Below are 3325 nucleotides of genomic sequence, written 5' to 3'. Positions count from 1 at the left end.
GTCTATGGAATGAGTTAACTGAGACTCGTGTTGAAGAAAGATTGGTTTTTTCTCATGGCGATATCACGGATAGTAATATTTTTATAGATAAATTCAATGAAATTTACTTTTTAGATCTTGGCCGTGCTGGGTTAGCTGATGAATTTGTAGATATATCCTTTGTTGAACGTTGCCTAAGAGAGGATGCCTCGGAGGAAACTGCTAAAATATTTTTAAAGCATTTAAAAAATGATAGACCTGACAAAAGGAATTATTTTTTAAAACTTGATGAATTGAATTGATTCTAAGCATTATCTAAAAATACTTAATTGTCTTTTAACGTCGCTAAATTTTAAATAAATAAGTGAAGAGTGTTAGTGGAGCCACTGATTTAAAGTTGGCAGAGTAAAACTTGAAGTGCGACATAAACCACCTAATTAATTTAAAGGGTTTATGGAGTATATAAAATTGTCATACCATCATCTTAACTTTGAAGATCGTACTGCATTAATGCTTGAGTCAAGAAAAGAAGGCTTTTCAGCCAGAAAATTTGCTGAACTCATTAAAAGACATCCTAGTACGATCTATCGTGAGCTTAAAAGAAATAGCATCAATGACGTTTATCAAGCTCGATATGCTTCTGATAACACCTTCGCTAGACGTAGACGTGGTCACAGAAAACTCAAAATCGATTCAATCCTCTGGAAATTTATTGTTGAAGCGATCCGTTGTTTATGGTCTCCTCAGCAAATAGCAAAGCGTTTAAAGACATTTCCTGATTTGGATCAAACAATGAATGTAAGCCATACAACGATTTATTCAACGATACGAGCATTACCAAAGGGTGAGTTGAAAAAAGACTTATTATCCTGTCTACGTCATGAAAATAAAAAGCGAAAAGCTAACGGTGAACCTAAAAAAGATTCTATATTACAGGATATTAAAACTATTCATGAGCGCCCAGCCGAAGTTCAAGAAAGAAAAATACCGGGTCATTGGGAAGCTGATTTAATTAAAGGTAAAGACAATAAAAGTTCGATAGCAACACTTATTGAACGAAATACACGGCTCTGTATCTTGGCAACATTACCTGATGCAAAGGCAGAATCAGTGCGCAAGGCTTTAACTGAAGCTCTGAAATATTTACCTGCAGAACTGCGTAAAACGTTGACCTATGACCGTGGACGTGAGATGTCAGAACATAAAATACTCGAAGAAGATTTAGGCATAGATGTATATTTCTGTGACCCACATTCACCCTGGCAAAAAGGCACATGCGAAAATATGAATGGTTTAATTAGGCAATATTTACCTAAAGGGATTGATTTAAATCAGGCAGATCAGCATTATTTAAATCAAGTTGCCATGTCACTGAATACTCGTCCTAGAAAGGCGTTAGATTGGCTTACACCATTAGAGAAATTTGCTCAGCTTGTTGATTATCATATGGCTTTTGAAACTGTCGCACCTCATGTTTGAATTCGCCCCATATTTTTGCTACAGTGAACCAAATTAAGATCATCTATTTACTAGGCCTCGCATTTGCGGGGTTTTTAATGCTGAATAAAAGGAAAACTTGATGGAATTGCCCAATATTATGCACCCGGTCGCGAAGCTGAGCACCGCATTAGCCGCTGCATTGATGCTGAGCGGGTGCATGCCCGGTGAAATCCGCCCGACGATTGGCCAGCAAATGGAAACTGGCGACCAACGGTTTGGCGATCTGGTTTTCCGCCAGCTCGCACCGAATGTCTGGCAGCACACTTCCTATCTCGACATGCCGGGTTTCGGGGCAGTCGCTTCCAACGGTTTGATCGTCAGGGATGGCGGCCGCGTGCTGGTGGTCGATACCGCCTGGACCGATGACCAGACCGCCCAGATCCTCAACTGGATCAAGCAGGAGATCAACCTGCCGGTCGCGCTGGCGGTGGTGACTCACGCGCATCAGGACAAGATGGGCGGTATGGACGCGCTGCATGCGGCGGGGATTGCGACTTATGCCAATGCGTTGTCGAACCAGCTTGCCCCGCAAGAGGGGATGGTTGCGGCGCAACACAGCCTGACTTTCGCCGCCAATGGCTGGGTCGAACCAGCAACCGCGCCCAACTTTGGCCCGCTCAAGGTATTTTACCCCGGCCCCGGCCACACCAGTGACAATATCACCGTTGGGATCGACGGCACCGACATCGCTTTTGGTGGCTGCCTGATCAAGGACAGCAAGGCCAAGTCGCTCGGCAATCTCGGTGATGCCGACACTGAGCACTACGCCGCGTCAGCGCGCGCGTTTGGTGCGGCGTTCCCCAAGGCCAGCATGATCGTGATGAGCCATTCCGCCCCCGATAGCCGCGCCGCAATCACTCATACGGCCCGCATGGCCGACAAGCTGCGCTGAGCCATGGCTGACCACGTCACCCCCAATCTGCCATCGCGCGATTTCGATGTGACAGAGGCGTTTTATGCGAAGCTGGGCTTTGCGACGAGTTGGAAGGATCGCGGCTGGATGATCCTGCAGCGCGGCGGTTTGCAGCTCGAATTCTTCCCCTATCCTGACCTCGACCCAGCTACGAGCTCGTTCGGCTGTTGCCTGCGGTTGGATGATCTCGATGCCATGGTGGCATTGGTGAACGCGGCGGGAGCCGAGGAAAAAAGCACCGGCTGGCCGCGCTTCAAAGCTCCGCAACTGGAGGCGAGCGGCCTGAGGATCGGCTACCTGATCGATCCCGACTGCACGCTGGTGCGGCTGATCCAGAACCCCGACTGACCGCATGCCCGCGAAAATCAAGATTTGCGGGATCAGCACACCCGAGGCGCTCGATGCGACCATCGCGGCGCGGGCGGACTATGCCGGGTTGGTGTTCTATCCAGCGTCGCCCCGTGCGGTTACGTCGAATGTCGCGGGCGCTTTGACATCGCGCGCAGCTGGCCAGATCGCCATGGTCGGTTTGTTCGTCGATGCGGATGATGCTGTCATCGCCGACGCACTGGTGGCAGCCAAGCTGAACGCGCTGCAGCTGCACGGTTCGGAATCGCCCGAACGCGTGGCCCAGTTGCGCGCGCGGTTTGGCAAGCCGGTGTGGAAGGCGCTGCCCGTCGCCAGCGCCAGCGATGTCGCACGCGCCGCAGCCTATGCCGGGGCGGCGGACTTGATCTTGTTCGACGCCAAGACCCCCAAAGGCGCGCTGCCCGGCGGCATGGGGTTGGCGTTCGACTGGTCGCTGCTGGCCGGATATCGCGGTGCCTTGCCGTGGGGGCTGGCAGGCGGGCTAAATCCGACGAATGTTGCCGAGGCGATTGCGCGCACCGGAGCGCCGCTGGTCGATACCTCCAGCGGCGTCGAAAGCGCGCC

At 50.3% G+C, this 3325-nt stretch carries 5 protein-coding genes; all 5 read left to right on the top strand.

Features of this window, described 5'->3' with window-relative positions:
* Positions 1–281 (top strand): phosphotransferase (locus tag SJ312_RS23065; RefSeq protein WP_319868402.1); only part of this gene is annotated, 281 nt, incomplete at its 5' end.
* A 151-nt stretch (positions 282–432) separates the two neighbouring features.
* On the top strand, positions 433–1458 hold the full coding sequence (locus SJ312_RS23060) for an IS30-like element ISAba125 family transposase (RefSeq protein ID WP_004994718.1): 1026 nt from the start codon (positions 433–435) through the stop codon (positions 1456–1458).
* Between the two features lie 100 nt (positions 1459–1558).
* Complete coding sequence (locus SJ312_RS23055) at positions 1559–2371, top strand: subclass B1 metallo-beta-lactamase NDM-1 (RefSeq protein ID WP_004201164.1); 813 nt, start codon at positions 1559–1561, stop codon at positions 2369–2371.
* A 3-nt stretch (positions 2372–2374) separates the two neighbouring features.
* A complete protein-coding gene (ble, locus tag SJ312_RS23050) occupies positions 2375–2740 on the top strand; it encodes a bleomycin binding protein Ble-MBL (RefSeq protein WP_004201167.1) in 366 nt (121 codons plus the stop codon).
* 4 nt (positions 2741–2744) lie between these two features.
* The coding region (locus tag SJ312_RS23045; protein WP_269689095.1) for a phosphoribosylanthranilate isomerase at positions 2745–3325 on the top strand (581 nt) is incomplete at its 3' end.

This window comes from Providencia sp. CIM-Carb-044 (assembly GCF_033901115.1).
Lineage (GTDB): Bacteria > Pseudomonadota > Gammaproteobacteria > Enterobacterales > Enterobacteriaceae > Providencia > Providencia hangzhouensis.
Note: the sequence above shows the minus strand (reverse complement) of the source record. Positions and strands in the feature narration are given on the sequence as shown.

Bases quoted from the DNA above. Each gene is read 5' to 3' on its own strand.
- SJ312_RS23060 (WP_004994718.1), top strand. From the start codon at position 433: ATGGAGTATATAAAATTGTCATACCATCATCTTAACTTTGAAGATCGT.
- SJ312_RS23055 (WP_004201164.1), top strand. From the start codon at position 1,559: ATGGAATTGCCCAATATTATGCACCCGGTCGCGAAGCTGAGCACCGCA.
- ble (WP_004201167.1), top strand. From the start codon at position 2,375: ATGGCTGACCACGTCACCCCCAATCTGCCATCGCGCGATTTCGATGTG.